We start from the raw sequence: 24,845 nt of genomic DNA on the forward strand, positions 1-24,845 counted from the left end.
AATCGGCGCACGTTCCAGAGTGAGAGCCGACTGCTGAACGAGGCTGTGCCGTCTGGGCCAAGGCGGGCGCCGACGGCTAGGGATGCACGGCACGTTCCTCGCTGGAATGACCGGGGGAGAGGTCACCGACCTGCGAGGCACGCAACGGCTCGAAGGACCCGGCCGACTCCGCCCAGAGCACCCGGCAGGTGTTGGCCACATGGTCACCTCCGTCGTCGAGCATGGCGAGGCGTTCGACGACGATGCGGTTCGGCAGATCCGTCAGCAGGGGCACCCCCTCCTCGGCGGTGGTGTGGTCGAGGTCGGTGAACTTGTTCGTGTCCTCGCCCGTCTGCGACCCGAAGTGGCGGGCCAATTCGAGGTCAGCGGAGGTGAGGAAATGGACGGCGAAGCGAGTCGACCGCAGGCTGACCCGGTAGGTGTGGTTGGCCTTCGACAGCCAGAAGCAGTACTGCTCCGGTGAGATGCTCGATTGGGTGTGGAATCCGACCAGGCACCCGGCCGGTTCTCCCTCCGCCGAGGTGGTGACCACGATCAGCGCAGAGTCGACCGAGGCCATGAGGTCGTCGATTCCCGTCTCACTCATTTCGGGCTCCTCTCAGTGTCTGCCGGGGTCTTCGCCGCGGCCGCCTCGTAGCGGAGGAAGAGCGTGCTGTCCTCGATCATCGTGGACTTGAGGTCGAAGTCGGCGATGCCCGCTCCCGACGGTGCGATGCTCACCGGCAGCGGATCGCCGCCCATGAGCGGGGAGATCGACAGGCACAGCTCATCGAGACGGTCGGCGGCGACGAGTTCGCCGAGCCACCTGGGCCCGCCCTCGCAGAGGACGACACGATGGCCGAGCCCGGCCAGAGCCTGCAGGGCCGCTGCCGGCTCGACCCGGTCTTCGCCGGCGATGATCACCGTCGCCGCCTTCTCGGCGGCTGCCAGGCGTTCAGGATCCGCCTTCGAACAGGTGATGACGAGCGTCCTGGCATGGTCAGGGGCGGCGGCGAAGACCGATGACGACCAGTCGAGGCCGAGGCTGCGGCTGACCACGGCCACCGGCGGCATCGCGGACTGGCCGCCTCGGCGCCGCTGCTCCTGAGCGTCCTGACTCAGCCGTATCGGCGCGTATCCTTCGTTGCGCACCGTCTGCGCACCGACCATGACGACATCGGCGATCTGGCGCATCCGTCGGAACAGTTCCTGATCGGGTGCCGTCGACAGGGCGCCGACGCGGCCGTGGATGGCGGCGGTGCCGTCGAGGCCGGCGACCATGTGTCCGGTCACCCAGCATTCGTGCCGCGGCTGAGACCGGTCGACCTCGAGGTAGGGCGTCAGCGGGTCCGGGATCGGTGCACTGCGTTCGAGAGGCTCCATCCGTGCAGTCTACTCATCTGCTCCAGGCATCGTCGGTGAAGAATCCGTCGATCCATCCGGGCAGTCGGTGCCCGTCCTTCGCGGTATCGAGGGTGTAGGGGGCGACGTGGAAGCCGGCCTTGTCGAGTGTGCGCATGGTGTTCGTCGGCATCTTCGCGCTCGGTCCCACCCATTCGATGCCGGCTTCGGCGATCTCCTGAGGTGATTCCTTCGGCAGGGTGGCGCCCATGAGGTAGAGCGAGGTGTACCCGCGTTCGGCGATCGTCTTCGCCGCTTCGAAGTCGAAGGACTGGACGATGAGGGAGTCGGCAAGTCCGCGTTCGTCGAATTCGTCGAGGACCTGAACGACCTCCGCCGAGGTGGCCCCGGGCTTGATCTCGGGCGCCATGACGACCTCGCCGCCCATCTCGTCGAGGAGTTCGTCGAGAGTGACCGTCGCGGCCTCTTCTCCGCCGGTGGGGTGCTTGATCGTCGCCGAGTCCCATTCCTCCCGGCTGAGATCCCGAATGGGTCCGCTGACACCGTTGAGAGTGCGGTCGGCGGTGTCATCGTGGATGAGGACCGGGGTGCCGTCCTCGAGGAACTGGATATCCATCTCCGGGAGGAACCCGTCCTTCGCCGAGGCGGTGAATCCTTCCATCGATTCCTCGGGGTAGACGTCGGCTCCGCCGCGGTGGGAGATCGTGGTGGGGAAGGCGACGTCGGCGACCCTGTCAGGGGCTGCGAAGTCGTGGTCACCGGGTGAAGCGAGTCCCGGTGCATCGTCGCTCGAGCCGAGGGAGGCGGCCGAGGCGGGGGCAAGGCCGATGCCGAAGGCAGCGGAGGCGGCGAGCACTGCAGTGGCGAGGATCGTCACGGGACGGAAACGGGTGGATGTCGCTCTCTGTGGTGTCATGCCGGTGACGCTACGGAGAGCAGGCGACCTTGCGGCGAAGACGCCGTGAACGCCGCCGGCCGGTCAGGCGAACGGGCAGAGAACGGTCGGGCCGGAGGCGAGAGACGAGGGCGCTTCGAGCCGTAGGTGTCGGTTCGTGCGGCCGACGGACTCGGAGGCCGACGTCGTCAGCTCAAGCGCTGCTGGAATTCGAGGTCGAGGGCGAACAGGTGGAAGGCGTGGATGACGGCGACGGATGCGATGAGGAAGCTCAGCACGATATCGACGATGCCGAAAATCGTGAGCGCCGGTGGGCTGACATAGCCCGGCGACTGCAGGAGCGTGCACCCGATGATGATCGAGCCGGTGAGGATGCCGATGAGCCCGGTCGTCGAGACCCTTCCAGCCGAGGCCGGGACCAGCAATCCGGCGGTGAGGAGCAGCACGACCAGGGCGAAGACATCGGTGTCGTGACCGGTGAGGAGGACCTCCTGCCACAGATTTCCGTAGGTCGTCGTGCTTTCGGCCCCCTGAGAGTAGTAGGGGAAGAACGACATGAGCATGACCAGCAGCGACATTGGACCGTAGAAGCGGGCGTAGGTGCGGTTCACCTTGCCGATGCGGGTGGTCAGCTGCTCGGCGTGGAAGGTCGCTGCGGGTGCGGCAGATGAACGGTCGCTGCTCATCGGGGAACGCTGTCGAGTTTGAGACGGTCAGTGTGGGGCGCGACCGCGATCACGGTGAACGCGGCGGTCATCCGTTCCGTGCGGTCTCCGCCGATGGTGATGACCTGAGCTCGGTAGTTCCCGGCATACCGGTTCGGGTCCGATGCGGAGACTCCCATGACGTCAAAGGTCACCGACCCGTTCTGACCGACCCGCTTCGTCTGCTGGAAGTCGTCGATCTCGCGGGGTGCGGCATCGACATCGAGTCGCACCTCCTCGTCCGGATACAGGCCCTCGACGGAGATACGCACCGAGTTCTTTCCGGTGACGAACTCCTCGCTGGCGATCTGGCGCGGACGGATATCGAGGGACTGGGCGGATTCGGGGCCGAGGGGATCCGTGCTCTTCGGGACCGCCTCGGCGGGGATGGATCCTGCTATGAGGGGGACGGCTGCCAGGACGATGAAAGCGTGTCGGAACAGCACGAGCATCGATGTTCTCCATTCGGGGGACAAGCCTGTTTTCTTCGAATTCTTCATCAGACGATTAGTCGAGATCATGTTCATCTGTGATTGAAAGGCGTCCAGAAAAGTTACAGTCGGGGATTATCTGGGCACAATGAATGGACACGACTCACCGGTCATGCCCGCCAAATTCCGCACAATCGCACAATGCGCTCACTGTGCGATTGAACCTTTCACCCAGAGATGTCCGAGGGGCGATCCGGTTGACCGACGGCCTTGTTCTGCTCAGCTGCTCGTCCCAACCGGTCCGCCAGCGTCTGCAGACTGTCGCGGAGCTCGGAACTGTCGACGACAGCGAAATCGACCTCCAACCTTGCCAGGGCCAACGCCATGGTGGTCGGGTCCTGTCCGCCGATGGTCACGAGCGAACGATCGTCGTCAACGGGTTCGACCGTGCCTTCTGCAGGCATGATCATCGACTTCACTTCGGCGGCCGGTGCCATGACGATGACCGTGGCAGAGTGTCGCCAACGGGGCCCGATGGAGTGCCGTTCGACATAGTCGCCGATATCACGGGCGGGCAGAGGGCGCGGTTCGAAGCGGAGCCCGCTGGGAGTCTTCGGCGAAATGCGTTCGGCGTGGAAGACCCGCCAATCATTGGTCGTGGGGTCGAAGGCGAGAAGATACCAGCGGTGTTGGCGGTTGACGAGCCGATAGGGTTCGACCTCGAGATGGAGCTCCTCGGTCGGTTGACTTCCGGGGGCGTCCTCGGGGAGGTAGCGGAAACGCAGTCGCTCGTGTCGGTGGCAGTGATCGATGAGGCTGACGATGAGACCGGGCTCAACGATCGGCATCGGCTGGTTCCCTGTGACCGGAACGGTGAAGTGGGCCAGCGAGTGCACCCTGGTGCGGACCGCGGCGGGCAGGATGTGTTCGAGCTTGGCCAATGCTCGTGCCGAAGTCTCCTCCATACCGCCGATGATGCAGCTCAGCCCCGAGTGGAGGCCGACAGCGACGGCCACCGCCTCATCGGAGTCGAGCGGCAGAGGCGGAATGGCCGAATTGAACGGGGAAAGCCGGTAGCCGCCCTCGTTGCCGCGGGTGCCGTCGATGACGTAGCCGATGTCGCGCAGCGCACCGATATCGTTCCGAACGGTCCGAGGACTCACCTCCAGACGATCGGCCAGTTCCGTGCCCGACCAGGTCCTGGGCACCATCAGCAATGACAATAATCCGAGCAACCGTGCTGCGGTCTGTGACATTTCCGCTGTCTTCCGACGATTAGGAAGACCTCCTGCCTAATCACAGAATAGCATCGTGCGAATTGAGTTGGGGTTGATCGAAAACTACGATGCGACCCCCCCAGAATTCGGAGGAACAAAGACGTTCATGAGCAAACAACAGGATAATCACGACATCGTCGGCAATTCGAATGCGGATTCGCAGATCCTGGTCCGTGACTTTCTGGGCCTCTATTCCGAGGCGCGGAAGAAGGACAAGGGGCGCATCCTCGACGAGATCATGACTCTCACCGGATGGTCGCGTGATCACGCTCGGCGGCGACTGGCGCAGCTCGCGGCCGGGGTGGTGAGTGACAACACGGCTGCGGTCGGATCCGATGCCCAGGGCCCGGCTGGGGGAGAACCGAGCACGCGGTGCTGCCGGTATTCGACCGAGTCACGGGCCCTGCTCGTCAAGGTGTGGGAATGGTCGGGATATCAGAGCGGAAAGTATCTGGCCGCGGTGATGCCTCAGCTCCTTGACGCGGCCGAACGGCACGGTGCGCTGATGCCCGGCCGCGGCGGCTACAGCAGTCGAGTCCGTGACGAGCTGCTGACGGTCAGTCCGGCCTCCATCGACCGGTACCTGCGCACCGCGCGATCAGCTGACTATCGGGATCGTCGCGTGTCGACGAAACGGTTCACCAGCCCCACCGAGGAGTTTCTCGATTTCGCCTCAGGGCCGAACGCGTCCGAGCCCGGCTTCTTCCTCGCCGACACTATCGCTCACGCGGGGCCGACCCTTCCGCACAACTGCATCTTCACGATCAACGCCACCTGTCTGCACACGGGATGGGTATTCACCCGCAGCCTCGAAAACAACGATGCAGCCGCCGTCGTGGAGCTGCTCGAGTGGTCGCTCGACGAGGTTCAGGGAATCCCCTTCTGGGTCAACGCGATCGAGTTGGACAATGCCGACGAAGCGGTCCACGAGGCGACCGGGCGATGGGCCCGGAAACTCGACATCCATTTCAGCCCGGTGCTCAAAGACCACCAACGGGACCGGCTTCCCGAAGCGTCCCGCCATCAGCACCTCGTGCACGAGTACGGCGGCATCCGTCGGTACGACTCGGGTGCAGCCAGACATGCGCTCAATGAACTGTGGCGGGCCGTCGACGACCGACTCAACTACTTCACCCCCACGCGCAAGCCGATCGGGTGGGAGAAGGATGAGCACGGATGGCGCCGGCGCATCTATGACGAACCGAGAACACCGTTCCTACGTCTTCGCACCGCCGGGGTGATGTCACCGAACCAAGAGGACGAACTCATCGAGTACGCGGCCGGACTCGATCCTGCCCGCCTCTTCGAGGAGATCGTCTTCTGGCAGAAACGCCTCGAGGAGCTCGCTACATGACAGCGACTGACCATTCTCAGGAATCATGACGACGCGGGCTTTGACGGGGTGGAGCGGGCAGGGGCAAGGTCGCACCGGGGTTGTGGAGAACGAGGCGATCCTGAGCGAGTACGACCGGCCCGTCCTGTTCTACGTGCTGGCGACGGCGTTTCCGTGGGGCTTCTGGTCTCTTGCGGCCCTCCTCAGCCGGTTGCCACACCAGAATGAACCCGTACTCATCGGAACTCTGCTCCTGTCCGTTGCCGGCCTGTTGTCTCCGCTCGCCGTCGTCTTCCTTCTCATCCGCCGACGGCCGGCGCTTGTAGCTGATGTCGTCAATCGCCTGCATCGGCCGAAGGGTCGCGGGTGGTTCTTCGTCGTCTGTGCTGTGGCCCTGCCGTTTCTCAGCCTCATGGCTGCTCAGGGTCTGTCTCTGCTCTTCGGGCATGGGGCCGAACAGTTCCAGCTGCGCACCGGGTTCAGCTTCTCATCAGGACTTATGCCGGTCTGGGTGACCTTGCTCGGCGCGGCTGTGGTCGAGGAGCTCGCCTGGCACAGCTACGGGACCGATACGCTGGTGCGAAAGATGCGAGTCTTCTCCGCATCGATGCTGTTCACGCTCATCTGGGCTCTCTGGCATGTGCCGCTGTCATTCATCGACGGCTACTATCAGAATGAGGTCGTGAAGTCAGGGCTGCTCTACACGCTCAACTTCCCCGCCTCGATGGTGGCTTTCGTTGTGCTGATGAATTGGCTTTATTTCCGCAGCGGGCGCAGCATCATCGTCCCCATCGTCTTCCATGCCGCAGCCAATGTCTCCGCCGAACTCTTCATGACCGACCCCGATTCGAAGGTGCTGCAGACCGGTCTGCTGCTGGTGCTGTCGACCGTGATCGTCATCAGTGATCGGGCACTGTTCTTCGGTGTGCCACGGCGGAGGGCCGACCGGAATCGAAGCGCTGGAAGTGAGGCCCGGCGCTGACGGGCTCACTCGTCATCTGCGTGTGACGAGCGGCAGGAACACCTCATCAACGATGGCTTCCAGGACGTCGTCGGGCACCTCCTTGAGCGTCATGATCAGTTCGTGTCGGTAGAGGTCGAACGGCACCGCGATCATGCGCGGCGTCAACGCTTTGAGGTCGACCTCGTCTCTCTCCGCCGCGCGTTCGATGACCGCGTCCATGGCGCTGCCGCGGCGGGAAAGAAACGAATTGCGCAGGTCGGCGAAGCTTCCACCCGTCTCTTCGAAGTATCCTCCCAGCCGCATCATCATCTGGATTCCCATGCGTGCACGCGAACGGTTCGTGTGCCTGAGCAGTTCGAGTGTGTCTCCCCGCAGAGACCCCGTATCTGGATCCGGCACCTCCTCGCTCGAACCGGCTCTGGCCGCGGCTGCGTTGATCAGCTCGACCTTGCCCGGCCAGCGGCGGTAGAAGACCGCCCTGCTCGTCTGCGCCCGCTCAGCGCATCCCTCGAGGGTGAAGTCGTCGAACCCCTTCTCGGCAAGTTCCTGCCATGCGGCATCCAGAAGGGCGGCCTCGAGCTCGGCGCCGCGTCGCCGGCGCGGCGGTGGGCTATCGGGTGACTCATTAAGAGACATTGCGTATCCTAAAATCTCGCTTTACCATTTAGATACAGATTGTATCTAAAATTCTTCGGGAGTTCCGCGATGACCACTACTCAGACTGCCTCTGCCAGAGTCGACCCACACGTCTGGTGGACAGCCGGCGCGGTGCTCGTCGGTGCGCTGGCTGTGCTCTTCGACACGACGATCGTCGCCGTGGGCCTTGGCACCTTGGCCCGCGAACTCCATGCCGGATTTGCGACCATCCAATGGGTGACCACCGGGTACCTTCTCGCACTCGGTATCGCCGTTCCGGTGACGGGGTGGGCGCAGAGGAGCCTCGGCGGCAAACGTCTGTGGATCATCGCACTGTCCGTGTTCCTGGTGGGCTCGATTCTGTCCAGTCTCGCCTGGAGCGCCGGCAGTCTCATCGCCTTCCGCGTCATCCAGGGCTTGGGCGGGGGAATCATGCTGCCGCTCATGGCCACCATCGTCATGCAGGCGGCACACGGGAGGAACATCGGGAAGGTCATGTCTGTGGTGAGCCTTCCGGCGGTTCTCGGCCCGATCCTCGGACCGGTCGTCGGCGGCGCGATTCTCCAGCACCTGCATTGGTCGTGGATGTTCTGGGTGAATGTGCCCTTCTGCGTCATCGGGATCGCGCTCGCGATCATCATCCTGCCCAGAGACCAGCCGTTCCGACGTGTCCCCTTCGACGGCCTCGGCTTCGTGCTGTTGGCTCCAGGGCTCGCCGGGCTCCTGTGGGCGCTGTCGAATTCCGGCGAGCCCGGTGGCTTCGCCAGAGTCGATGTTCTCCTTCCCCTGATCGCCGGCGTGGTGCTCGTGGTCCTCTTCGCCGTTCACACGCTGAAAACGAAGGAGCAGCCGCTCGTCGATATCCGTCTGCTGAAGAGCCGGCCGCTGGCCTCGGCATCGCTGCTGCTCTTCCTTTCGGGTACAGCGCTCTACGGTGCCATGATCCTTCTGCCGCTGTTCTTTCAACAGGTGCACGGCTCCAGCGTGCTCGAGGCGGGAATGCTGCTCATCCCGCAGGGCATCGGCACTCTGGCCAGCCGGTCGATCGCCGGCCGCCTCTCGGACGCGATGGGTCCGCGCTGGCTCGTCGTCATCGGCTTCGTCATCGTCGTACTCGGAACACTGCCGTTCGCCTTCGTCGGCACCGGCACGAGCCGATGGCTGATCATGCTCTCGCTCCTCGTCCGCGGAGCCGGTCTCGGCGTGGTCACCGTTCCGCTCATGGCATTGGGATTCCGCGGACTCGACCGCGCCCAGATGCCCGATGCCAGCATCATCACCAGAATCGCCAGTCAGCTCGGCGGAGCCTTCGGGGCTGGACTGCTCGCGGTTGTCCTTGCCGCTTCCACCCACGGCGCCTCGACAATCGGCGAGCTCGCGCTCGGCTTTGATCAGGCGTTCTGGTGGGCAACGGGGCTTGCTGCGCTCGGCGCGGTGCTCTCCGTGTCGCTGCCGCGGAGGAATCCCGAAGAAGCCGAGTGACTCCACTCCTGCTTCGAGTCACTGTCGCCGGAACTCACCGCGATTTCAGCCCGGCCCGAACTGCTGAAACCATCGTGCTCCATCCGTGAAACCACGCTGAAACCGCAGTGGCGAACACTGGCGGCATGAATGAAACACGCACAGCGTCCACCGGACGCGCACAGGACCGATCAACTATTCCGGCGGTGTCGATCCGAGGACTGCGCAAGTCCTTCGGAGACTTCACCGCCGTTGACGGAATCGACCTCGACATCCGCCCCGGGGAGGTCTTCGGACTGCTCGGACCCAACGGTGCCGGGAAGACGACGACGATCAATATGCTCTCGACCCTGCTGACGATCGGCGGGGGAGTGGCGGAGATCTTCGGAGTCGATGTCGCCCGCAACCCGCATCGAGTTCGCCAGCTCATCGGAGTCACCGGCCAGTACGCCTCGGTCGATGAGAAGCTTACCGGCCGCGAGAATCTCCGACTCATCGCCCGGTTGCAAGGGCTGTCCCGCAGCGCGGCACAGTCGATCGCGGCCGAACTCCTCGACGAGTTCGGCTTGGAGAAGGCCGCCGACAAACCGCTGTCGACGTTCTCAGGTGGGATGCGTCGACGATTGGACCTGGCGGTGAGCCTGATCAGCCGTCCGCCGCTGATCTTCCTCGACGAACCGACCACCGGCCTCGACCCGCGGACCCGGAACCAGATGTGGGAGACCATCCGCGGTCTCGTCGCCTCCGGAGTCACCGTGCTGCTGACGACGCAGTACCTCGAGGAGGCCGACCAGCTGGCCGATCGGATCGCCGTCATCGACCACGGAACGATCGTCGCTCAGGGCACGCCAGCCGAGCTCAAATCCTCGATCGGCGGATCCAGCCTCCACGTGGGCCTTGACGCGGAATCGTCGACCGGCGAGATCGCCCGCGCGCTGAGGATCACCGCCGACGTCGTCGGTGAGGCCGCTGTCCATTCCTCAGGTGCCGGTGAGATCACTGTCCCCCTGCAGCAGGCCGGGGAGGCCGCCTCCGTCCTCGTCGCCCTGCGGGAGGCCTCCATCGACGTCGCTTCGATCAAGGTCGCCGAACCCAGCCTCGACGATGTCTTCCTCACCATCACAGGAGACACGGCGTCGACCGACCGTCCGGCCCAGCCTCAGATCACAGAAGGAGTCCCAGCATGAGAACCGCCCCCGCTGAACGATCCGTTTCCGAATCGACCACGACAATCGACCGAACCCACACAGACACCGCTTCCCTGCCCAGCCGGCCGGGTCTTGCCGAGACATGGAACCAGACCATGGGCTTCGCCTCGCGCGCACTCAAACACATGCGCCGTGAGCCCGAGCAGTTCTCCGACGTGCTCATCCAACCGGTCCTGTTCACTGCGATGTTCGGCTTCATCTTCGGCGGTGCCATCAGCGGCGACGTCGCGAACTACCTGCCGATCATGGTCCCCGGCATCCTCGCGATGACCTGCCTGACCGCTTGCATGGCCACCGGAGTGCAGCTGCGAGAAGACATGGACTCCGGCATCTTCGACAGGTTCAAGACCCTGCCCGTGGCTCGCATCGCGCCGTTGGCCGGGCCGATGGTCGCGGATCTGCTGCGCTACGGGATCGCCGCGACCGTGACCTTCCTCGCCGGCATCGCCATGGGTTATCGACCCGAAGGCGGCCTCATCGGTGTCGTTTCGGCCATCGTGCTCGTCATCGTCACCGGGTGGTCCCTGTCCTGGGCGTTCGCCTACATCGGCACGATCGTGCGCTCGGCCCAAGGGGTGCAGGGCATTTCGATGATGATCCTCTTCCCACTGACCTTTCTGTCCAATGCCTTCGTCCCCGTCGAATCCATGCCCGGCTGGCTGCAGTGGTTTGTGGGCATCAACCCGATCTCCCACGTCGTGTCCGGGGTGCGGGACCTGGCGAACTCGGCGACCTTCTCCGCCGAGGCAGGTTGGGCCCTGCTCGGCTGCGCCGTCGTCATTGCGATCTTCGCGCCGCTGACCGTGAAGTCGTACCAACGGAGCGCCTGAGCGCGAGAGCGTCGGTGTGATAACGCGCGATCACCTCGGCGAAGTCGAGCGAATCGATCTCCGTCGTGATCTCGTCCAACCGAGCGATCTGCGCCGAGGTGAGCTCCTTGGTCAGCCTCGTCCAGTCGAGTGAGGGAAAGACCCGATTGAAGGTGAACCGGGCGGCCAGCGCCGCAAATCGGCTCACCTGCTCACCGTCGATGCCGTGCACGCACTGCCCGCGCTGCCGGAGCCAGACGGCGACGGCGTAGGCGACTGTGCCCAGCACCGGGAAATCGTAATGCACCCGGTGCGGGTCGGTTGCGCGTTCGGCTCGATCGATCAGCGAGTCGAAAAATTCGTCCGAGGACTCGGGCTCATGCCGGGCGGTGACCACGGTTGAGACCGCGCCGATGAGCAGAGTCCATGGGTCGAGCCCGTCGCTGTCCGGCACTCCCGGGAGCGCGGGACGGGTGCGTCCGGTGCGCCGGACCACAGCGAGCAGTTCGAGACCGGCCGCGACGTCTCCGCGCAGCAGTGCGAGTTCGGCACGACCGAGGAGGAGCATATAGCGGTTGCCGAACGGCTCGTTCTGTTCCTCGGCCTCGGCGAGGGCCGTGAGTTCCGCCTCGGCGCGCTCGAGCTCACCGAGACCGAGATCGGCGAAGGCCAGCCAGGATCGGCATTCGATGCTGTCGCCGAACTGCGCAAGCGTCGGCAGGGCGGCCATAGCGTGCTCGCGGGCTTCGGCGAAGTCACCGTGCTGAAGATGCAGCTGGGCCAGGGACTCGTGGTACCGCGTGGGCAGCCACGGTGGGTCATCGGCCTGGAAATCTGCGAAGGCGCTGTCGAGCAGGGCGATGGCTTCGGTCAACTCCCCGGCGTTCTCCTGGATTCCCGACAGATAGGGGGACGCGACCAAACGGGTGAGGCGATCAGCGGATTCGGTGAGCTCGCGCAGCTCGGCAGCGGCAGGCGAGGTTTGGCTCGTATTCGGTGCCCTGACGATGACGAGCCCGAGTCGAGCCATCGCACGGACGAGGGGATCGGCGGACTCGGGCCCGAGTTCTTCGAGCAGCTGAGAGGTCGCCGGGAGCTCGTGCCAGCGCGGAAGCATCCCCCAGGTCGTGGTCTGAACGGCGAGTACCCTGCGGGTGTGCTCGGCCAGGTGTCGCGGCATCGTCCAGTCGCTCAGGAAGCGTTCGAGGAGCTGGAAATGCTCGATGATGCGGATATGCTCACCACCGACCATCCAGTAGGGCAGCAACGCTGCGAGCATGACGATGGATCTGTCATCACGGCAGTCGAGGAGGTGCCTGAGCACAGGGGTGAGGTTGTGTTCCTCGGCTCGCAGCCTGCCCACTGCCTGCAGCTGCCGGGGGCCGAGGATGTCATCGATGAGGCTCTGACAGGTATCCACCGCCCACTGTTCGACGGCATTCTCGATCTGCTCGGCCTCTGCCGATTCGCCCCGGCGGAGGTGGCCGTATTCACGGATGGTCTCGAGCATTCGGAAACGTACTCTGCCGTCACGTTCGATGACAGTGAGCAGGGACTGGTCGACGAGGTCCTCGATCGTCCGCATGGGCGTGGCCTCGAGAATGTCCTCGACGCAGTCCGCACCGAAGGCATCGGGCAGGAGGGCCATCGTCATCAGCGCCGTCTTCGCGTCGTCGTCGAGCAGCTGCCAGGACCAGTCGATGACCGCCTGCAGGGTCTGATGCCGCTCAGGCGCCGTTCTGTCACCTCCGCGCAGAAGGACGAACCGATCGGTGAGGTTGTCGAGGATCGTTTCGGGAGTGAGTGTGCGAGTCTTCGCGGCCGCGAGTTCGATGGCCAACGGCAGTCCGTCTAGGTGGCCGACGAGGGAGGCGACCGTGTCATCGTCGATCGTCACGGTCGGTCGTGCCGCACGGGCACGTTGGATGAAGAGCTCCTCGGCCTCGCTCGGCGACAGCTGCCCGAGCATGTAGACGTGTTCGGCCGTGAGACGCAGGGGAGTGCGACTGGTGGTGAGGACCCGCAGGTCGGCCACAGCGGCGAGGAGGTCGTTGACGATGGCGGCTACTCCGTCGATGAGATGCTCGCAGTTGTCGAGGACGAGCAGGTTCGGTCCCGTGCCCAACGCTGTGATGACCCGGCGGCGCAGATCCGGGCCCGAGGAATTGCGATCAAGGTGGTTGACGGTCTCTCGGACACGGAGGCCGTCGGCGATCGCGTTGAGGATCTCATCGGCGTGGCTGATGGCAGCGAGCTCGATGACATGGACGCGCGGGAGCGAGCTGAGCTGAGCGAGCTCCTGAGCCAGACGTGTCTTGCCCAGTCCGCCCGGCCCGACGATCGAGATCAAGCGCGCCGTCTACAGCAGCCCGGACAGCTCTTCGATGTCTCGGTGCCGGCCGAGGAGGCTCGCAACGGAATGACGGAGACCGGAACGCATGGGTCGGTCGAGGGCCAGCAGCTCCTCGTGGACTCTGCGCAGGACGTGTCCTGGACTCGTGCCGAGCGACTCGATCATCAGGCCGCGGAGCCTATCGAATCGTTCAAGGGCAGCCGAGGGCCCTTTGACCGCGGCGAGGGTGCGAAGATGCTCGGCGGCGAGTTCCTCATCGAGCGGATCGGCCTGGGCCAGTGCCTCGAGTTCGGGGAGAGCTTCACGGCGTCGTCCCTGCCGAGAGCGCGCGATGGCGATGATCCTCGCTGCCCGCTCATCGTTGTCGAGAGCCGCGGCCATCTCAGCGGATTCGAGTGCCCGGTCCGTCGCTCCGTTCGCCAGCGCTTCCTCGGCGCCGGAGAGGAGCGAGTCGAGCGCCCAGATGTCGACATCCTCGTCGGCCAGGTTGAGCCGGTAACCGGATTCGGTGCGGGCGATCGCCTCTGCCGAAGCCAGGGTGCGGGCACGGGAGACGAGGATCTGCAGGGCCTTGGTCGGATGTGCCGGCGGTGATTCGGGCCAGATCGCTGTGATCAGACTCGAGCTTGACAGCCCGCGGGGCCCGGCATCGGCGAGGAGGCGCAACAGGGACCTGATGCGCTCGCCCGTGACGGGGATGCCGTCCCAGGTGACGTCCTCAATGAGTCTGAGCCGGGGGTTCTTCACCTGTCCAGTCTAAGTTGTGCTGCATCGCAAATGGGTGCCCGTGCTCCCCGCGGACATGGGACTGCGGGTGACGTAATCAAGCTCGAGTGGAGGACGAATTCAGGATGAGCACAGACAGACATGCACAATAGGATCCATGAGTCTTCTTCCGGCAGATCTGCCGCATACCGCGGTTCGTGGTGCCAACTTCGCGCAGGGAGCGGCGAAACTCGTCGCGCAGAGACTGCGTGAGCGGGTTCGCGAATCGCGGCTCTCGGATGAGTTCGACCCCCAGGATCACGACGAATTCGTAGCGGCGGCCTACTTCGCAGGAGACCTGAGCTCGGTATATCAGCTGGAACAGTGGCTGTGGCCCTTCGAACAGTTGGAAGCTCGTCTCAAAGACAACGGTCACAGCAGTCGCCCTTTCGGAATCATCGTCCGCAACGCGCCGGTCGCCGAGTATCTGCAAGGCGTCACAGACTTCCCGGTGCGGTTCTCGCGTTTGACCACCGGCCTGGACAAGTTCATGCAGTCGCCGAGCCTTCGGGCTGTCTTCTATGTCAATCAGGCGACAAGCAACTTCCAGGCGCTTCGCTATCCGGAGCCGGCTCACATTCACCTCAGCCACGGTGAGAGTGAGAAGATCTCGATGATCTCCAACCAGCTCAAGGGCTATGATTTCGTCTTCACGGCAGGACAGGCCGCTCGACAGCGCATCGAGCAGACTCTCTATGGGCTCAGTGACGATCGTATGTATGACGTCGGACGGCCGCAGTTGGATCGGCCGCGCTCCATTCCTCGAGAATGGGAAGAGTTCAAGACTGCCCAACCCGATGCGAAAACGGTATTCTACGCTCCCACGTGGGAGGGCGACTCACCCTCGATGTCGTACGGGACCATCGCGTTCAACGGAGAGGCCATCGTCACCGCACTGCTCGAAGCGGGGTATCGAGTGATCTTCCGACCGCATCCACGCACCGGAGTCATGCGACACGATTTCGAGAAGGCACTGGAAACAGTCAAAGAGATCGTGGAATCGGATCCGAGAGGCTACCTGGACCAGAGCCCAGACGTGTCGTGGCAGCTCGAGGAAGCTGACGTCGCTGTCGTCGAAATGACGTCCGTGGCCTTCGACTGGCTGTCGTCCGGGAAGCCTCTGGTCATGGTCCAACCGCACGAACCCGGAGCAGAAGTCCTCGACGGAGGTCTCTTGGACCACTGCCCGACAGTGGAGCCCGGGGGACAGGACGACGTCGTCGACCTCATCGATCTGGCCGTGTCCCGCGACGGCTCGGTCGCCGTTCTGGCAGAGTTCTACCTCGGCGACACCGCACCAGGTGCGCAGACCGCGCGCTTCATCCGTTCGAGCGAACGGGTGATCGAGCTGAGGACTGAGGAATACCGGCAGAAGGTCGGTCAGTGAAGCGCATTACAGTTTCTTAACTTGAAGTAACAGAATGGTAAAGTAGCGCGGGACCATTTCCGCGGCTCACGAGTTGGGCTTTGAACACTGGATGGATTCAGCAATGAAACGAGTCATCACGTACGGAACTTTCGACCTGCTCCATTACGGGCATATTCGACTGCTCCAAAGGTGCAAGGAACAGGGCGACTACTTGGTGGTTGCCCTGTCGAGCGACGAATTCAACGCTGGCAAGGGCAAGAAGTCGTACTTCTCCTATGAAGAGCGCAAGCACATGCTCGAAGCCATCCGCTACGTCGACCTCGTCATTCCCGAGGACAACTGGGAACAGAAGTCGACCGACGTCGAAAAATTCCATATCGACACTTTCGTGATGGGCGACGACTGGGAAGGCGAATTCGACTTCCTCAAGGACAAGTGCGAGGTCGTCTATCTGCCGCGCACGCCTGAGATCTCGACGACGCGTATCAAGAGCGAGCTGGGTAAGTCCTGACCGAGATGGCGCGGTCTTCGCGCTATCGTGGCTGGACACCATCCAAGGATCAGAGAGGAACGGACGTGCCCGAACAGTCTCCGGCGAAACATCCGACTCTGTCGGAGCTTCGGGCGAAGGCGCAGCCGGTGGAAGTCCGCAGCCGCAAGAACGCCGAACACTGGACCGCTCAGCTCTACCTCCGTCACATCTCGATCTATTTCACGATGCTGCTCGTCCGCACGAAGATCAGCGCCAACGGCGTCACCGGTCTGATGATCCTCGCCGGCTGGTGCATCGCCGGCAGTCTCCTGATCCCGGGGATCTGGGGTGCAGTTCTTGCTGTGTTCTTCTCCCAGGTCCAGATGTACATCGACTGCTGCGACGGTGAGGTCGCTCGGTGGAGGGGAACCAGCGGAGCCAAAGGTGTGTTCCTCGACAAAGTCGGCCATTACACGACCGAAGGCCTCGTCGCGGTTGCCCTGGGTGTCAGAGCCGTGGGGGAGTGGAGCAACCTCGTCGACGACCCTGCCGGCTCCTACCCGCTTCTGCTGGCCGGAACGGCGCTGGCCGCACTGGTCCTTCTCAACAAGGCACTCAACGACATGGTCCATGTGTCGAGGGCGTTCAACGGTCTCGGCAAACTCGCCGATTCGAAAGAAGCCACCGCGCTCAACCCCGGCATGGTCGCCACCCTCAAACGCATTGCTCGCTTCGTTCCGTTCCACCGCATCTTCCACTCCGTCGAGATGTCGCTGATGGCACTCATCTCAAGCATCGTCACCGTGTTCGCAGTGTCGGCGGGAGCCGGTCCGCTGTTCGGAGAACGCTGGCTCGTACTCATCATGGCTCCACTGTGCATGCTCTCCGTCATCGGACACTTCCTGTCGATCATGGCGTCGAGGCGACTGTCATGAACGATTCCTCGCGCATCCTTTCTCAGCGGGCCGAAGAGAACCGCCGCTACACATTCGGCGTCGTCGTCTTGAGCCAGGGCAAACGGTTGGACGACCTCAACCGTGGGTTCGAGTCTCTTCTCGCGCAGAAGGGCGTGGACCTCGACATCGTCTGCGTGGGCAACGGCTGGGAACCCGAGGGCATCCCCGAAGGGGTCAAGAAGCTGGGACTGCCGGAGAACCTCGGAATACCGGCAGGTCGCAATGCCGGAGTTCCCCACGTCTCGGGTGAATTCCTGTTCTTCCTCGACGATGACGCCTGGCTGCCCGATGACACTTCGCTGATGCGCATGGCCCAGCTGATGCGCACCAAACCGAGAATCGGGCTGGTCCAGCCCCGCGTCGAAGAGCCCGGCGGACCGAACTCACCGAAACGCTGGATCCCCCGACTGAAGAAGGGCGCGGCCGACCATTCGTCGAACGTGTTCTCAGTCTGGGAAGGCGCGGTCTGCATGCAGAGACATGCCTTCGACGAATGCGGCGGATGGCCGGGACCGTTCTGGTACGCCCACGAGGGCATCGAACTCGCGTGGCGAGTCTGGGACGCCGGCTATATCGTCTGGTACATGGGGGACCTTACCGTCGCGCACCCTGTGATCGACCCCAGACGCCACGACGAGTACTTCTATATGAACGCGAGGAACCGCGTCTGGTTGGCACGACGCAACCTGCCGTGGCCATTCAGCTGGGCTTATGTCGGTTCGTGGACCGTGATTCAGTGCATCAAATGGGCGAATAAGCCTCACCAGCTCAAGGCGTGGATGGAAGGGTGGCGTGCCGGTTGGCGGCTCGACCCCTGGGCCGATGATGAAGACCGCCGCAAGCTGTCCGGACGCGGGGTGCTGCGCATGTCGCGGCACGGTCGACCGCCGATCGTATGATCATGCACGGTCCCAGCCGCCGGTAGATGCGGAATCTGCGCATCGCGTTTGCCGCCGGTCGTCGTGAATCGCGAAACAGAGTAAAGACAGGGACCGCAGTCGGGTCCTGTCCATCCGACTGAGAAACCAAGTGGAGCCGATTGATGCAGCCGACAGCCCCCGTCGCGGAAAACTCCCCCACAAGGAACACCGCGCCGAAGCCGACCGGGTTTCGCGCTGATATTCAGGGGCTGCGTGCGCTGGCTGTGGGAATGGTTCTTCTCTACCACCTGTGGCCGGCCCACTTTCGCGGCGGTTTCGCCGGAGTTGACGTCTTCTTCGTCATCTCGGGATTCCTCATCACCAGCCACCTCATCAAAACCCCACCGCGAAATTGGGCCGATGTGGCCAAATTCTGGGCACGACGGATCCGACGACTTCTGCCGGCCTCACTTCTCGTGCTCTTCCTCGTCGGGATCGCCACGTTCCTTGTCGCTCCACAGTCGATATGGGCCGACACCGGCCGGCAGATCCTCTCCGCAGGTCTCTACGTCGTCAATTGGGACTTCGCCATCTCCAGTGTCGATTATCTGGCGGCCGACAACGCTCCCTCACCCGTGCAGCACTTCTGGTCGCTGTCCGTCGAAGAACAGTTCTACTTCGTCTGGCCGATGATCATCGGGTTGGCGTTCCTCATCGGAACGAAGCTCGGCCGATCCAAATTGGCTGTCGGACTCACTGTGGTCGCGATCTTCCTCGCGTCGTTCGTCTTCTCCGTGTGGTACACGACATCAGAGCCGGCCATGGCCTACTTCGTCACCCCCACGCGGATGTGGGAATTGGCAGCGGGCGGTCTGGTCGCGGTCTTCGTTCTCTACGTCCGTCCCGAGCGTCTGCCCTTCAGTTCGCTGCTCGGTTGGATCGGACTCGCCGGGATCGTCGCAGGAGCTTTTCTCATCCGCGCAGACATGCCGTTCCCCGGCTATGTCGCGCTCGTTCCGGTCGTATCGACCGCACTGGTCATCCTTGCAGATTCGCGTGGCCGTGCTTCTGTGCTGCCGATCCTGTCATTGCGGCCGATTCGGTTCCTCGGTGACATCTCGTATTCCGTCTACCTCTGGCATTGGCCTCTCATCGTTCTCGTGCCCTATCTCTCGGCCAAGCTGGGCCGATCAGAGAGCCTCGGGGTGATCGACAACATCGCGATCATCCTCGTGTCGATTCTCGCCGCATGGGCGTCGACGACCTGGGTGGAGAACAGGTTCCGAAAGACAGCCCTTCTGAGCAGTTTGAAGAAGACCTTTGCCTTCGCAGGACTTGCTATGGCGCTGGTCGCCGCCCTCGGCCTGAGCCAGATGGTCGTTGCCGACAAAATCGTCGAGCAGAACGAGGACAAGCTCCAATCAGAGTTGGCCGACCCGGACTCCTGCCTCGGTGCCGCGGTTCTCCTGCCTGATGCGAAAGACAATCCGCGCTGCGACGACAAAAACACGCTGCAGATGGAACCGGCAGCCGCGAAGAAGGACAAGTCAAAAGCCTATGCCGACGGCTGCTGGGCAAGCGCACCATATGCGGACAGACCTGAATGCACATACGGCGATGGGTCGAAACATGTGGCCCTGGTCGGGAACTCCCACGCCGGCCATTGGCTGCCGACTCTGGAACGGTTGGCCGACGAGAACGATCTGACGATCACAACGTTCTTGGCATCCAACTGCAGTCTGTCGACGCTGCCACAGGAACTGTCGACCGAGGAAGACACGAAGGGCTGCCAGGACTACTCCGACTGGGTTGTCGAGCGCACCACCGAAGGCGGATTCGATGCCGTCGTCACGTCCGAACGGCAGTCGACTCCGCTCCAGGGAATGGGCTGGGACGAGACTGAAGAGAAGGCTCCAGAAGGCCACCGCCCCATTCTGCAGAGCTGGGTCGACGCGAAGTTGGATGTTGTGGTTATCCGAGACACTCCCTATCCAGGAGGCGCGGATATCAACGTGCCGGATTGCGTCGCCAAGCATGAGGACAATCCCGAAGAATGTTCGGGGACTCCGGAAGAGTGGCATTGGATGGATCCTCTTGCTGCCTCGGCGAAGACCATCGACTCAAAGCGGATGTCGATCATCTATCCGCAGGATTGGCTCTGCCCGGAAGGACGATGTGAGCCGGTCATCGGGGGCGTCATCACCTACTTCGATACTGCCCACATCACCGCGACCTACGCACAGACTCTCGCACCTCAGCTTGATGCGAGTCTGCACCGGACCGGCCTCAGCACGTTCGACTGAGCAGATGAGAGTTCTTATTCATCGAACTGACAGTCAAGTCCGTTAGCGTCATCCCCAACGGCTCCAAGCCAACCACCGAACATCGAAATCTCTGCAAAGGACGTCACGATTGAGCACTAGAGGAAGAGCTGCTGACCGATACATCGGCAAGGGAAGAGAGCTGGTGAAGCCCGTGGTTCACGGGATCGCACGGCGGGCTCTGCCTGTGGTCGAAAGGGCATCGGGAACCAAATACGTGCGTGAACGCGCTGCCGGAGGAACAGGGAAATCCGGTGGAGCTTCGAAGAAGGCAGCCGCAGCGACTGCTCGTGCCTACCGACAGCTCGCGATCGGGCTCAAAGGCAAGACGTCCGAAGAGACCGACGGGTGGAAGACTGCTCCTTCTGGACAGGAAGTCGCTGCCAAATCACGTCAGCTGGCGCGGCTGAAAGCCCACTCGACGCTGTCCGAGTCTCTTGCCCACGGCTCGTCCCTCAACGCCGCGGCAGTCGACGCGGGGCGAGCGCTCCTCGCCGAAGGGCTGCAAGCCGAAGCAGTGTCCATCGGGTTGAATCTGCGCAGCAAGCCGGAGTCCGAGGAAGCCGGCCGCATATTTCTGGGCATGGCCTACCAACGCTCTTCCGATCCGGAAGTCGCATGGGCTCAATTCGCGGGCGTGACAGACCGAGCCCTCATCGTCTCGGCCGCCGAAGAATACTATCCGACAGCCATCGACACCCTCGGCGAAGACGCCCTGAGGCTGCTCGACCGTTCCGACGAAGCCGGAGAAACAGACCGCTGGAGTGACAGAGCCGTGCTGCGCACCGCCGAATCGGCGTTCTGCATCAACGCGTTCGACCATGTGCGCACTCTGGTCGAATCCAGGCTCGACCGCGATTCCGATGACGTCGAGTCTGCCGTTCACTATGAACTCACGCGCCTACTCGACTGGTTGCCCGGAGGTCGGCATCTGGAGCCGCTGCCCACGACCGAGGGAAAACGCAACTTCGGTGTGCTCAGCTATGACCAGCCGGGGATCCGGTCTCGGAACATCGGGGATTACATTCAGACGATTGCGTCGATCGGTCACCTGCTCCGCTACGAAAACCTTCAGTTCTCCGGGGACGAAGGTCTGACCGACCTTTTCGCAAAGCTTCGCGATGAGGTCAAGGACGAACGAAAATATGCGGGCCCCCCGGCCGAGCTCAACCTCGTTGAGGTCTATCGAGACGGCAACGTCTATCAGGACATTCCCGACGACACCTGGTACATCGCCTTCGGATGGTACATGCACGACATCTTCGGAAAGTCGTTCAATATCCCCTTCCATCCGAACCTTCGGCCGATTCTGCTGTCGGTCTTCGTGCGCTATCCGGAAATGCTCACGCCCGACGCCATCGCCTATCTGAAGAAGTACGGTCCGGTCGGATGTCGCGATTGGCAGTCTGTCGCGGTGCTCCGTGCAGTCGGCGTCCCCGCCTTCTTCTCCGGATGCCTGACAACCACGGTCGACACACTCTTCCCCGCACCTGCCGCCGACCGCCGCGCAGGCACTCTGCGAGTGGACTGGATGAAGGACAACAAAGGACCGAAGAAGAAGCAGACCGTCACAGCAATTCGTGACAAGTCATTCCCTGAGAATCTCGAACTGGCGCGCAATTGGGTCGCGGACTATGCGTACAAATACAAGCACGTCCTCACCTCCCGGCTGCACGCCAATCTCCCTGCCCGTTCAGTCGGTGCCGACGTCGACTTCGAGCCCAAAAACAAATCAGATTCCCGCTTCGGCGGTCTCATCGGCATCGATGATGTCGAATTCGACGCCATTCGCGCCGGCATCCTCGAGAAACTCTCAGTGCTGATCCCCCTGATCGCCACGGGCGCTTCAGAGGACGAAATCTACTCGAAGTGGGTCGAAATCACCGCTGACGATATGGCCGCAGCCGATGAATATCTGGCGACAGCCGAGCTTCCAGTCGCAGATCCTGCGACCGTCGCCGCGGCAGTGGAGGGACTTGAGCATCCCGCTCCCGAACCGCAGGTGACCGATGTCTTCATGACCGTGGAGAAGGGCGAGACGCCACTGATCGCGAGGGCGGCTGCCGCCATTGATGCTCACGCCTCGGCAGACTACCGAGTGTGGCTGCGCGCCGGTGTGGTCACTGCTGCTCAGGCAGACGAGATTCAGTCACTTCTGTCGAAAGGTACGATCGAGGTCCTTCCGACGGTGACGATCGCCGGCCAGGAGAACGATCCCGACCTCGTGCAGGCCATTCTGCCGGCGCTGTTCCCCAACCATGAACGTCTTATTGTTGTGCCGGCCGCCTCGGAGGTCTCGGCGGACATCGCTGAACTCTCGACCGTCGATCTCGGGGATTCGCTGGCTGCGGCGAAGCACGACGTCAGGAAGCACCGTTCGAGCGGACTCACCGTGATGAGGAGAATCGCAAGCGCCTTCGGCGACGACCATGACGGGGCCCTCGACTTCGTCTTTGCCAGTCATGCAGGCATGAGCGAGGACTTCACCCCGTTCGATTCACAAGTTGCCGTGCTCAACTTGGAAGGTCTGCGCAACGACGGCAACGTCGAGAGAGTGATCGGGCTCGTGACAGACCACGGAATCAGCTATGCCGATGCGATGCCGGTGATTGTCGGCGGCCGATACTCGGAGCTCGACAGCGAGTGGAATATCCGGGCCCAGTGGGAGGCTGCAGACACCCCGAAACTCGTCAATTGGCGGCGTCAGGATCGTCACTTCGGGCAGATGGCTCTGTCTCGTTGAGTCCCGCCCCTGATATCGCTGCCGGCAGTCGTCGCGGAGGAAAGGTACCACTAGTGAGCCTGAGTGTTCGAAAGACATCTGGCACTGCCGACGTCGGCGGCGCCGCATCCAAACCCTATCCGCCGTTCGGGACCGACGCGGTCCATGTCTACAACGTGCTGTGGGGGATTCCCGAGTCGATGGGCGGCATGACAACCGCGGCCCTTCGCCGGATACGGAGCTTTCAGACATACGGGAACTCTCTGTCGCAGACCATTCTGACCTTCGACCCGCGGATGGACACCGATGAGATCCGCAATCGGTTGATCTCGCAAGGAAAGATGCGAGACGACGTCGAGCTCGTGAACATCTGGCAGGAGCTGCGACAAAGGACCGAATCTCAGCTGTCGACCCTTGTGGGGCAATCGCCGAATGCTCCGCTGCCTGCAGAAGACGGTGAACTCGAGAACGTCACCGCCTACTATGACGCTTTCCGCAATCCCGCCACGGGAAAGATCATTCGTCGCAACTATCTCAGGGGCGACGGAAGTCTGCTGCTTGCAGATGTTCAGGACCCGAAAATGGGTCGACGGTTCGTTCTGCATTCCGCGAGCGGTGAGCCGATGGCCGAGTGGCGGCGACCACGGGACTTCTATAATGCCTGGATCTCGTCGATTGTCACCGAAGGTCCTGCTGTTGTCATCGTCGATGACAAGAAGGTCAGCGAGTTCATCCACGAGATTCCCGACCGGAGCTTCGGACTCATCCTCTTCCTCCACGGCACGCATCTTCGTCATCCGTGGAACGGCAACCATGGACAGATTCTCCCTCGGCGTATGGATACCGTGCGCAATCTCGACCGTTTCGATGCTGTCGGTGTCCAAACCGAACAACAGGCTGAAGCGATCAGAGCCATTGGACTCCCAGACGCCAACCTGAGGCTGCTCACGGGGGAGTTGCCGTCTGGGTCGGTGCTGTCTGAACTGCCGGTCCATCGTGAACCGAACGACGCTGTGATGATCGCCAACCTCCTCCAGCTCAAACGAGTGGACCATTCGATTCGCGCAATCGCGAAGTTGCGGGACCGGGGCATCAGCGTCTCATTGACTGTGCTCGGCGATGGCACGGAGCGGCAGAATCTGGAACAGCTCGTCGAGGAACTCGACCTCGGTGACAGTGTCAATCTGCCAGGTTATGTGCACGACGTCCCCGACCGCTTGCAGTCTGCGTCATTCTCCATGCTGACAAGTACGAGTGAAGGTCTTCCACTGTCGATCATGGAAGCGATGGGGGCCGGATGCGTTCCCATCGTCTATGACATCACGTATGGGCCGAGGGACCTGATCGATCACGGTCACAATGGCTTCATCACACCGTGGAGCGATGTCGATGCGCTCGCTGACCAGATTGAGCAGTTCTTGTCGTTGGACGCCGCCCAGGTTGAGAGCATGCGGAGGGCGGCGATGAAGACTGTCGAACGCTATCTCCCGGAAACCGGATACCGGCGGTGGCAGAGAACTATTGAGAAGCTACGACTTACCCAGCTGCCCGGCACCCAAGACGGTGAGTCTGTTCCACCGATCGAGTCAAGCAGGCTCCGGACGGCGTCGACGCCTCGTGGAAGTCGGCTTGAGGTCGAAGTCGACCAGGTGCATCGGTCGATTGCCACGGACCTGCAGTTGGTTGTCGCGCGCCGCGACCTCAGCACATTCTTCATCTGCAGCGAGCCGGAGATCTCGACCCGACGGTTCGGACGCCGACTGGCGCTCTCCTTCGAAGTGGACCACGAAAACTTCTCTGAATCTGCCGGTGAGACCTTCGATGTCTACCTGCGACGACCCCACGACCTGTGGATGTCGAAGCGAAGAATCAGCACCCCGAGGAGCTTTCGTCCAGAACGCGTCGGCGCTTGGGAATGGTACCCGACGAAACACGCGAATCTGTCCGTCCGGCCCCGATCATGACTGG

21 protein-coding genes are annotated in these 24,845 nt (G+C 62.8%); 12 read left to right on the forward strand and 9 right to left on the reverse strand.

Annotation, left to right across the window (positions count from 1 at the left end; translation table 11 throughout):
* Positions 1–76 precede the first annotated feature (76 nt).
* The 6 genes from ACPUD7_RS12925 to ACPUD7_RS12950 form a co-directional block, all read right to left on the reverse strand.
* Positions 77–586, reverse strand: a complete 510-nt coding sequence (locus ACPUD7_RS12925) for a flavin reductase family protein (RefSeq protein ID WP_425120129.1) — start codon at positions 584–586, stop codon at positions 77–79.
* On the reverse strand, positions 583–1,362 hold the full coding sequence (locus ACPUD7_RS12930) for a dihydrofolate reductase family protein (RefSeq protein ID WP_425120130.1): 780 nt from the start codon (positions 1,360–1,362) through the stop codon (positions 583–585). Before ACPUD7_RS12930 ends, ACPUD7_RS12925 begins: the two co-directional genes overlap by 4 nt.
* 13 nt (positions 1,363–1,375) lie before the next feature.
* Positions 1,376–2,257 carry a glycerophosphodiester phosphodiesterase gene (locus ACPUD7_RS12935; RefSeq protein WP_425120131.1) on the reverse strand — a complete coding sequence of 294 codons (882 nt, stop codon included), beginning with the start codon at positions 2,255–2,257 and terminating at the stop codon, positions 1,376–1,378.
* A 167-nt stretch (positions 2,258–2,424) separates the two neighbouring features.
* Positions 2,425–2,922, reverse strand: coding sequence for a hypothetical protein (locus ACPUD7_RS12940; protein WP_135538942.1), 498 nt, complete (start codon positions 2,920–2,922; stop codon positions 2,425–2,427).
* Positions 2,919–3,392, reverse strand: a complete 474-nt coding sequence (locus ACPUD7_RS12945) for a hypothetical protein (protein ID WP_135538940.1) — start codon at positions 3,390–3,392, stop codon at positions 2,919–2,921. Before ACPUD7_RS12945 ends, ACPUD7_RS12940 begins: the two co-directional genes overlap by 4 nt.
* A gap of 206 nt (positions 3,393–3,598) precedes the next feature.
* Positions 3,599–4,627, reverse strand: a complete 1,029-nt coding sequence (locus tag ACPUD7_RS12950; RefSeq protein ID WP_425120132.1) for a helix-turn-helix transcriptional regulator — start codon at positions 4,625–4,627, stop codon at positions 3,599–3,601.
* A 127-nt stretch (positions 4,628–4,754) separates the two neighbouring features.
* On the opposite strand from ACPUD7_RS12950, the gene ACPUD7_RS12955 reads away from it, so the two are divergent.
* Both ACPUD7_RS12955 and ACPUD7_RS12960 read left to right on the forward strand, forming a co-directional pair.
* Positions 4,755–6,002 (forward strand): hypothetical protein, encoded by a 1,248-nt coding sequence (locus tag ACPUD7_RS12955; protein ID WP_425120133.1) that lies wholly within the window; start codon positions 4,755–4,757, stop codon positions 6,000–6,002.
* A gap of 25 nt (positions 6,003–6,027) precedes the next feature.
* Complete coding sequence (locus tag ACPUD7_RS12960; RefSeq protein WP_425120134.1) at positions 6,028–6,963, forward strand: lysostaphin resistance A-like protein; 936 nt, start codon at positions 6,028–6,030, stop codon at positions 6,961–6,963.
* A gap of 12 nt (positions 6,964–6,975) precedes the next feature.
* Here the strand turns inward: ACPUD7_RS12960 and ACPUD7_RS12965 are convergent, their stop codons facing one another.
* On the reverse strand, positions 6,976–7,581 hold the full coding sequence (locus ACPUD7_RS12965; protein ID WP_425120135.1) for a TetR/AcrR family transcriptional regulator: 606 nt from the start codon (positions 7,579–7,581) through the stop codon (positions 6,976–6,978).
* Between the two features lie 69 nt (positions 7,582–7,650).
* Between ACPUD7_RS12965 and ACPUD7_RS12970 the strand changes: the two genes are divergently transcribed.
* The 3 genes from ACPUD7_RS12970 to ACPUD7_RS12980 all read left to right on the forward strand — a co-directional run bounded on the left by ACPUD7_RS12970 (position 7,651) and on the right by ACPUD7_RS12980 (position 11,080).
* The gene (locus tag ACPUD7_RS12970) at positions 7,651–9,063 is read left to right on the forward strand and encodes an MDR family MFS transporter (RefSeq protein ID WP_425120137.1); all 1,413 of its coding nucleotides are present in this window, start codon (positions 7,651–7,653) and stop codon (positions 9,061–9,063) included.
* Positions 9,064–9,188: 125 nt separating this feature from the next.
* Positions 9,189–10,229 carry an ATP-binding cassette domain-containing protein gene (locus ACPUD7_RS12975; RefSeq protein WP_425120138.1) on the forward strand — a complete coding sequence of 347 codons (1,041 nt, stop codon included), beginning with the start codon at positions 9,189–9,191 and terminating at the stop codon, positions 10,227–10,229.
* Complete coding sequence (locus tag ACPUD7_RS12980) at positions 10,226–11,080, forward strand: ABC transporter permease (protein ID WP_135538899.1); 855 nt, start codon at positions 10,226–10,228, stop codon at positions 11,078–11,080. Before ACPUD7_RS12975 ends, ACPUD7_RS12980 begins: the two co-directional genes overlap by 4 nt.
* Here ACPUD7_RS12980 and ACPUD7_RS12985 read toward each other — a convergent pair.
* Positions 11,028–13,409, reverse strand: a complete 2,382-nt coding sequence (locus tag ACPUD7_RS12985) for an ATP-binding protein (protein ID WP_425120139.1) — start codon at positions 13,407–13,409, stop codon at positions 11,028–11,030. The two genes, ACPUD7_RS12980 and ACPUD7_RS12985, sit on opposite strands and share 53 nt — an antisense overlap.
* 9 nt (positions 13,410–13,418) lie before the next feature.
* Complete coding sequence (locus ACPUD7_RS12990; RefSeq protein WP_425120140.1) at positions 13,419–14,159, reverse strand: AfsR/SARP family transcriptional regulator; 741 nt, start codon at positions 14,157–14,159, stop codon at positions 13,419–13,421.
* 136 nt (positions 14,160–14,295) lie between these two features.
* Between ACPUD7_RS12990 and ACPUD7_RS12995 the strand changes: the two genes are divergently transcribed.
* The 7 genes from ACPUD7_RS12995 (at position 14,296) to ACPUD7_RS13025 (ending at position 24,841) form a co-directional block, all read left to right on the forward strand.
* Positions 14,296–15,564, forward strand: coding sequence for a CDP-glycerol glycerophosphotransferase family protein (locus ACPUD7_RS12995; RefSeq protein ID WP_425120141.1), 1,269 nt, complete (start codon positions 14,296–14,298; stop codon positions 15,562–15,564).
* A gap of 103 nt (positions 15,565–15,667) precedes the next feature.
* The gene (tagD, locus tag ACPUD7_RS13000; protein ID WP_135538892.1) at positions 15,668–16,057 is read left to right on the forward strand and encodes a glycerol-3-phosphate cytidylyltransferase; all 390 of its coding nucleotides are present in this window, start codon (positions 15,668–15,670) and stop codon (positions 16,055–16,057) included.
* A 65-nt stretch (positions 16,058–16,122) separates the two neighbouring features.
* Positions 16,123–16,953 carry a CDP-alcohol phosphatidyltransferase family protein gene (locus tag ACPUD7_RS13005; protein WP_425120142.1) on the forward strand — a complete coding sequence of 277 codons (831 nt, stop codon included), beginning with the start codon at positions 16,123–16,125 and terminating at the stop codon, positions 16,951–16,953.
* Positions 16,950–17,873, forward strand: a complete 924-nt coding sequence (locus ACPUD7_RS13010; RefSeq protein WP_425120143.1) for a glycosyltransferase family 2 protein — start codon at positions 16,950–16,952, stop codon at positions 17,871–17,873. The genes ACPUD7_RS13005 and ACPUD7_RS13010 overlap by 4 nt, the downstream gene beginning before the upstream one ends.
* Positions 17,874–18,016: 143 nt before the next feature.
* Complete coding sequence (locus tag ACPUD7_RS13015; RefSeq protein ID WP_425120158.1) at positions 18,017–20,137, forward strand: acyltransferase family protein; 2,121 nt, start codon at positions 18,017–18,019, stop codon at positions 20,135–20,137.
* Positions 20,138–20,342: 205 nt separating this feature from the next.
* A complete protein-coding gene (locus ACPUD7_RS13020; RefSeq protein WP_425120144.1) occupies positions 20,343–22,898 on the forward strand; it encodes a hypothetical protein in 2,556 nt (851 codons plus the stop codon).
* Entirely contained in the window at positions 22,799–24,841 is a 2,043-nt protein-coding gene (locus ACPUD7_RS13025; RefSeq protein WP_425120145.1) for a glycosyltransferase, read from the forward strand. Before ACPUD7_RS13020 ends, ACPUD7_RS13025 begins: the two co-directional genes overlap by 100 nt.
* Positions 24,842–24,845: the final 4 nt, after the last annotated feature.

Source organism: Brevibacterium sp. FAM 24630, assembly GCF_049804075.1.
In the GTDB taxonomy this organism is placed as follows: domain Bacteria; phylum Actinomycetota; class Actinomycetes; order Actinomycetales; family Brevibacteriaceae; genus Brevibacterium.

Excerpts from the sequence above, each read along its gene's own strand:
- ACPUD7_RS12945 (WP_135538940.1), bottom strand. The coding sequence starts at position 3,392 with ATGCTCGTGCTGTTCCGACACGCTTTCATCGTCCTGGCAGCCGTCCCC.
- ACPUD7_RS12995 (WP_425120141.1), top strand. The coding sequence starts at position 14,296 with ATGAGTCTTCTTCCGGCAGATCTGCCGCATACCGCGGTTCGTGGTGCC.
- ACPUD7_RS12930 (WP_425120130.1), bottom strand. The coding sequence starts at position 1,362 with ATGGAGCCTCTCGAACGCAGTGCACCGATCCCGGACCCGCTGACGCCC.
- ACPUD7_RS12965 (WP_425120135.1), bottom strand. The coding sequence starts at position 7,581 with ATGTCTCTTAATGAGTCACCCGATAGCCCACCGCCGCGCCGGCGACGC.
- ACPUD7_RS12970 (WP_425120137.1), top strand. The coding sequence starts at position 7,651 with ATGACCACTACTCAGACTGCCTCTGCCAGAGTCGACCCACACGTCTGG.
- ACPUD7_RS12935 (WP_425120131.1), bottom strand. The coding sequence starts at position 2,257 with ATGACACCACAGAGAGCGACATCCACCCGTTTCCGTCCCGTGACGATC.
- ACPUD7_RS12980 (WP_135538899.1), top strand. The coding sequence starts at position 10,226 with ATGAGAACCGCCCCCGCTGAACGATCCGTTTCCGAATCGACCACGACA.
- ACPUD7_RS12950 (WP_425120132.1), bottom strand. The coding sequence starts at position 4,627 with ATGTCACAGACCGCAGCACGGTTGCTCGGATTATTGTCATTGCTGATG.
- ACPUD7_RS13010 (WP_425120143.1), top strand. The coding sequence starts at position 16,950 with ATGAACGATTCCTCGCGCATCCTTTCTCAGCGGGCCGAAGAGAACCGC.
- ACPUD7_RS12975 (WP_425120138.1), top strand. The coding sequence starts at position 9,189 with ATGAATGAAACACGCACAGCGTCCACCGGACGCGCACAGGACCGATCA.
- ACPUD7_RS12925 (WP_425120129.1), bottom strand. The coding sequence starts at position 586 with ATGAGTGAGACGGGAATCGACGACCTCATGGCCTCGGTCGACTCTGCG.
- ACPUD7_RS12940 (WP_135538942.1), bottom strand. The coding sequence starts at position 2,922 with ATGAGCAGCGACCGTTCATCTGCCGCACCCGCAGCGACCTTCCACGCC.
- ACPUD7_RS13015 (WP_425120158.1), top strand. The coding sequence starts at position 18,017 with ATGCAGCCGACAGCCCCCGTCGCGGAAAACTCCCCCACAAGGAACACC.
- ACPUD7_RS12955 (WP_425120133.1), top strand. The coding sequence starts at position 4,755 with ATGAGCAAACAACAGGATAATCACGACATCGTCGGCAATTCGAATGCG.
- ACPUD7_RS12960 (WP_425120134.1), top strand. The coding sequence starts at position 6,028 with ATGACGACGCGGGCTTTGACGGGGTGGAGCGGGCAGGGGCAAGGTCGC.
- tagD (WP_135538892.1), top strand. The coding sequence starts at position 15,668 with ATGAAACGAGTCATCACGTACGGAACTTTCGACCTGCTCCATTACGGG.